Consider the following 6,071-nt stretch of genomic DNA (forward strand, 5'->3'; position numbering starts at 1 on the left):
TGTTCAATGGACAAGGGGGTGAATATGAAGTAACACTGGTTGAGGTTGCAAAAAAATCAGCCAGTGTTGCTGTCGATTCGTTCAATCCTGACGACCGCACCCCTGGTTTTAGCACTTTACTCGGACAAGTAATGAGTAAAGGCGACCGTATGGATTATGCTATTCAAAAAGCCACAGAACTGGGTGTATCCAAAATCCAGCTGCTGACGTCTGAACGCTGTGAAATGCGGCTTAAATATGATCGTGACCAAAAGAAAATCGATCACTGGCAAGGCATTGCCATCGCTGCGTGTGAACAATGCGGCATGAACAAAGTACCGGAAGTGTTAGCCCCTGTATCTTTACAAGACTGGCTGAATAGTGAATTACCTGCAACAAAACTGGTACTTGCCCCGAATAAAGACCAGATCGATGTACTCGCTGCTGCAACCCCCAATATTGCATTATTGATTGGTCCAGAAGGTGGTCTGAGTGAAGCCGAAATACAATTATCAAACAATGCAGGATTTATAAACTGGTGTATCGGCAATCGTGTGTTACGCACAGAAACCGCCCCAATTGTGGCCTTATCTATTTTAAACTACAACTTAACTGTCTAGTTCATCAGAATTTAGATAAATGGGGAATGATTAGATTGATTTTTTTAAATAACGTTATTACTCTTGACTTAAACAGACAAATATATATTTAGAATATAGTTTAGTTTTTAACAGAGTTAAAATTTTAATAAGTAATTTATCGCAAAACAAAAATAAGGTTTTTGCTTATATGTCAGATATTCAAGACGAGTACATTAAGCAGCATGTGAGTGCTGCTCAAATTATCAATACGATTCGGCTCAGTCGCTTCTTTCTCATAAGTATTGTTCTCGTTTCATTGTATGTATATGGCATTTATCAATTTTATTACGTCAAGCCATCTCTTTATTTCAATATTTGGTTTATTGGCATTGAACTGTTTTGTTGCCTGAATATCCTACTGACCAGCATCTACTTTAAGCCCGATCAGTTCAGTTTGAACCATGCACACCGTTGGCTACAATTCCAGAGCATTCTGATTGGAAGCAGTATTGGGATTGGGATTAGCCTGATTTACTACTATCTGCCGCAATACAATCCTGCATTTAGTTATGTGAATGCATTAATTTTGTCGGCTTTATTACTCATCGTCAGTCAGGCATTTGCACTAACCTTTTTGACCCAGCGCTTAAACTATTTCTGCTTGACGTTTATACCGGCTATTTTTCCTTATTTAGCCTCACAATTTATCAGCACAGAAACAACAAATCATTTATTTCATCTGACCATAAATTTTGCCCTAATTGTCATGTTGTTATGCGCCAACACCACATCCCGTATTCATCAGCGCATTTCAGCCCTTTATTCAAAAAACAACCGTTTAGTTGAAAATGCCAAACAACAGGTTTTGTGGACTGATGAATTATGCAAACAGCTGCAAACTGAAATTAACAAATCGAAAGATATTGAGCTGCAATTACAATTAAATAATCAGCTTCTTGAACAGAAAGTTAAAGAACGAACTTTTGATATTGCCAAAATGAATACCGATTTGGAAAACCAGCAACAGAACCTGGTTTTGGCGCATGAAATTGCCGGACTGCGCCCTTGGGACTGGAATATCAAAGATCGTGAAATTCTGGTGACGGATTCGAAACAGCAAAAGACTCTCAAACCTTCTAAACTGCATCATCATCAACTGCAAAATATTATTCATCTGGATGATATTGACCAGTTCAAGCAGGCCTTGAAAAAACATTTACGGGGTCAGTCACCACTCTATGAAGCAAGCTATCGCATTCAGAATAGTAGCGGCAAGTGGAAATGGGTTCACGATATTGGCCGGGTCATCGCTCGAGATCCGGTTAATAAAAAGCCCCTGCGTATGGTGGGGATTCGTCGTGACATTCATCAGGAACGTACCGACCAGGAACGCCTGAAATTGGCCGCAAGTGTACTTCAACAAGCAGCCGAAGGCATTTTCATTCTTGATGATCAGTTATGCTATATCGATGTCAATCCATTTTATGAACAGCTCACTGGCTTTTCACATCAGCATATTATTGGCAAAAATTTATTTGATATTACGGCGAATTACAAATCCCAGCAAAGAAGCAGCCATTACTCGATTATTCAGCAACTGGAAAAAATCGGTGAGTTTGACGGTGAACTGCATGAAAAATTCCTTTCCGGTAAAGAACTGACCATCTGGATGCGCATTAATGCCATTACCGATGAGCAGAACCGTGTCACTCACTATATTGGTATAGTCTCCGATTTAACTGAACGTAAACTGCAAGAACAGCGTTTGTCTTATTTAGAGAATTACGATCCTTTAACAGATTTACCGAACCGTTTTTATTACAACTACCAGTTACATCAATATTTAGTCAGTCAAAAAGATTCAATCAAACAACTGGCCGTGATTCGTTTGAATATTGACCGCTTCAGACCTCTCAATGAGTTTTTAAGCAATAGCGGTGGTGACGAGTTACTGCGTCAAGTTGCACAACGATTGCGACTGACAAATGCCGAAGCATTATTTGTAGCGCATCTAAATGGTGATGACTTTGCCATTGTGTATGAGATTTCACATATTCGCCCCTCCATTCAGCAACATTGTGAACGCATCACCAAAGCCTTTTCCTTACCTTTTAATATTTTTGAACAAGACCATATTATTACCCTGTCTATGGGGGTTGCGTTCTATCCAGAAAATGGACGTCAGCTGGATTATCTGAATAATTGCGCTGAGCAGGCTTTGACTGAAGCTAAAAATCTGGGTGGTAATACCTGTCGTTTCTACTCCAATAACAATACCGCTTTACTTGAACAAGGTATTTATCTGGAACGTGATTTGCGTCATGCCATCAATAACAATGAGCTGATCGTTTATTATCAGCCGAAAATAAATTTTAGTGATCAAAATATTTATGGGTTTGAAGCACTGGTGCGCTGGAATCATCTAAGCAAGGGAATAATTCCCCCTAACCTGTTCATTCCCCTGGCAGAACAAACCAGTCTGATCTCGGATATTGGCAAAATTGTGATTCAACAAACTGCCAAACAAATTCGTCGCTGGAATGAGTTAGGCTTTAATAATATATGTGTATCGGTCAATGTGGTTGCCCAGCAATTACAACGCGGTCAACTCCTGGAAGACCTTGATCATGCCATTCAGACTTATAAAATTTCCGGTTCTAGTCTGGAACTGGAAATCACCGAATCATCCTTACTGGAAAATTCAGTCACGGTGAAAAACCTGCTGAATGAGATTAAAAAACGTCATATTCATATTTCTTTGGATGACTTTGGAACCGGCTATTCATCCTTGTCTTATCTCGCTGATTTTCCAATTGATATCTTGAAAATCGACCGCAGTTTTATTTCCAAGATTGGGCAAAACAAACAGGAAGCGATTGTCAGCGCCATGATTGCCATGGGCAAAGCTATGGGGCTCACAGTGGTTGCCGAAGGAATTGAAACCGAGCAACAACTGCAATATCTGCAAGATCTGGAATGTGATATTGCACAAGGCTTCTTATTTTCAAAACCCCTTCCTGAAAAAGAAGCGACTACCTATCTAGAACAACATCGACTTATACCTTCTTGATATAAGTCAACCTTTCTAATTCCAAGTTTGCCGGAAAAAGACACATACGCGACTGTGCTAAGGTCGCAACAAATGTTATATTCGACCCAATCAAGCAAAAAACCAGCAGTTTTGCTGGATCACCTCAGTAACAAACGAGATACAGATGGACGATCAATCTTTAAAACAACAGGCATTGTATTATCACGAATTCCCAACACCAGGAAAAATTAGCGTCACACCTAGCAAGCAACTGGTCAATCAACGTGACTTAGCGCTTGCCTATTCACCTGGTGTCGCTGCACCATGTCTGGAGATTGAACGTGACCCTTCAACCGCTGCCCTTTATACAGCACGTGGTAACCTTGTAGCGGTGGTGAGTAATGGTACTGCGGTACTGGGCTTAGGGAATATCGGTCCTTTGGCTTCCAAGCCGGTTATGGAAGGTAAAGGCGTACTGTTCAAAAAATTTGCGGGTGTCGATGTATTCGATATCGAAATTGATGAAAACGACCCGGATAAAATTGTCGACATCGTTGCTGCCTTAGAGCCTACTTTTGGTGGTATTAACCTTGAAGATATCAAGGCGCCTGAATGTTTCTACATTGAGCAAAAACTTCGTGAACGCATGAACATTCCGGTGTTCCATGATGACCAGCACGGTACTTCAATTATTGTGGGTTCTGCTCTGCTCAATGCATTGCAATTAAACGGCAAAAAAATTGAAGAGATTAAAATTGTCGCTTCAGGTGCCGGCGCTGCAGCGCTGTCTTGTTTAGACTTGCTTTGTGCTTTAGGTGCAAAAAAAGAAAATATCGTTGTAGCCGATTCACGCGGTCTGTTAACGACCAAACGTGAAGGTCTGGATGAATCCAAAAAACGTTATGTACAAGACATTGAAGGTTCTCAACTTGCTGATGTGATCGGCGGTGCTGATATGTTCCTGGGTCTTTCTGCTGCCGGCATTTTGACCAAGGAAATGGTCAAAACCATGGCCGTAGATCCAATCATCTTCGCCTTGGCTAACCCGGACCCGGAAATTCTGCCTGAACATGCTCACGAAGTACGTGATGACGTAATCATGGCAACTGGTCGTTCAGACTATCCAAACCAGGTGAATAACGCGCTTTGCTTCCCGTACATTTTCCGTGGTGCCTTAGACGTGGGTGCAACCACCATCAACGAAGAAATGAAGATTGCTTGTGTACACGCAATTGCTCGTATGGCACATGTTGAAGCCGATGCTGCATCGTATGGTGAAAAATCTGCTTCCTTCGGTCGTGAATACCTGATTCCGCGTCCATTAGACCAACGCCTGATTCTTGAAATTGCCCCTGCAATTGCACAAGCTGCAATGGATTCAGGTGTTGCAACTCGTCCAATTCAGGACTTCTCTGCTTATCGTCAACGCTTGTCCGAGTTTGTTTACAACTCTGCATTCATGATGAAACCGATTTTTGCGCAAGCAAAATCAGATCCTAAACGTATTGCCTATGCGGAAGGTGAAGACCTGCGCGTACTTCGTGCAGTACAAATTGCAGTGGATGAAGGCTTGGCTCAACCGATTCTGGTCGGTCGTACCGCAGTTATTGAAACAAACATCAAAAAATTGGGCTTGCGTCTTGAACATGGTGTAAACATTGAAATCGTAGACCAGGAGAAAAACCCGAACTACGAAAAATTTGCCGATGACTACTACAACATCATGCAACGCAAAGGGGTAACACCTGAGTATGCACAACGTGAATCACGTCGCCGTTCTACCCTTATTGCTGCAATGCTGGTAAAACACGGTTTGGCTGATGGTATGTTATGTGGTACCTACTCAAGTTACGACATTCACTTAGACTTCGTAGGTAATGTGATTGGCAAAAAAGATGGACATAATACCTTCTTTACCCTAAATGCCTTGATGCTTGAAGACCGTAACCTGTTCATTGCAGATACCTATATCAACCGTAACCCAACGGCTGAACAGTTGGCTGAAATGACCATTTTGGCTGCTGAAGAAGTACGTCGTTTTGGTATTACGCCACGTGTAGCCTTGCTTTCTCATTCAAGCTTTGGTTCAGATCCAACAGATCCAAGCGCGCAAAAAATGCGTAAAGTATTTGAAATTTTAAGTGAAACTGCACCTGAGTTGGAAGTTGAAGGTGAAATGCACGGTGACGCAGCACTTGATGAAAATATTCGTCATTTTGCCTTCCCAAATACGCGTTTCAAAGGTTCTGCAAACTTGCTGATCATGCCAAATCTGGATGCAGCCAATATTTCGTTTAACCTGTTAAAAGCAACTTCAGGTAACAACGTGACCATTGGTCCTATCCTGCTTGGTGCTGCGAAACCTGTTCATATCTTGACACCAACTGCAACGACTCGTCGCGTAGTGAATATGACTGCGTTAACTGTCGCTGAAATTCAGGAAGCAGAAAAAAACGCGCTCTAAGGAATGTACGCATTAG

The 6,071-nt window shown here is 41.7% G+C and carries 3 protein-coding genes; all 3 read left to right on the plus strand.

Features of this window, described 5'->3' with window-relative positions; translation table 11 throughout:
- Positions 1-599: 16S rRNA (uracil(1498)-N(3))-methyltransferase (locus tag B2Y23_RS06370; protein ID WP_291369715.1), on the plus strand; the 599-nt coding region annotated here is incomplete at its 5' end.
- A 169-nt stretch (positions 600-768) separates the two neighbouring features.
- On the plus strand, positions 769-3,630 hold the full coding sequence (locus B2Y23_RS06375) for a bifunctional diguanylate cyclase/phosphodiesterase (protein ID WP_291369717.1): 2,862 nt from the start codon (positions 769-771) through the stop codon (positions 3,628-3,630).
- A gap of 145 nt (positions 3,631-3,775) precedes the next feature.
- Complete coding sequence (locus tag B2Y23_RS06380) at positions 3,776-6,055, plus strand: NADP-dependent malic enzyme (protein ID WP_291369719.1); 2,280 nt, start codon at positions 3,776-3,778, stop codon at positions 6,053-6,055.
- Positions 6,056-6,071: the final 16 nt, after the last annotated feature.

Origin of the sequence: Acinetobacter sp. UBA5934 (assembly GCF_002430855.1) — a bacterium.
In the GTDB taxonomy this organism is placed as follows: domain Bacteria; phylum Pseudomonadota; class Gammaproteobacteria; order Pseudomonadales; family Moraxellaceae; genus Acinetobacter.

Coding starts and splice junctions, on each gene's coding strand:
- B2Y23_RS06380 (WP_291369719.1), top strand. CDS start 3,776: ATGGACGATCAATCTTTAAAACAACAGGCATTGTATTATCACGAATTC.
- B2Y23_RS06375 (WP_291369717.1), top strand. CDS start 769: ATGTCAGATATTCAAGACGAGTACATTAAGCAGCATGTGAGTGCTGCT.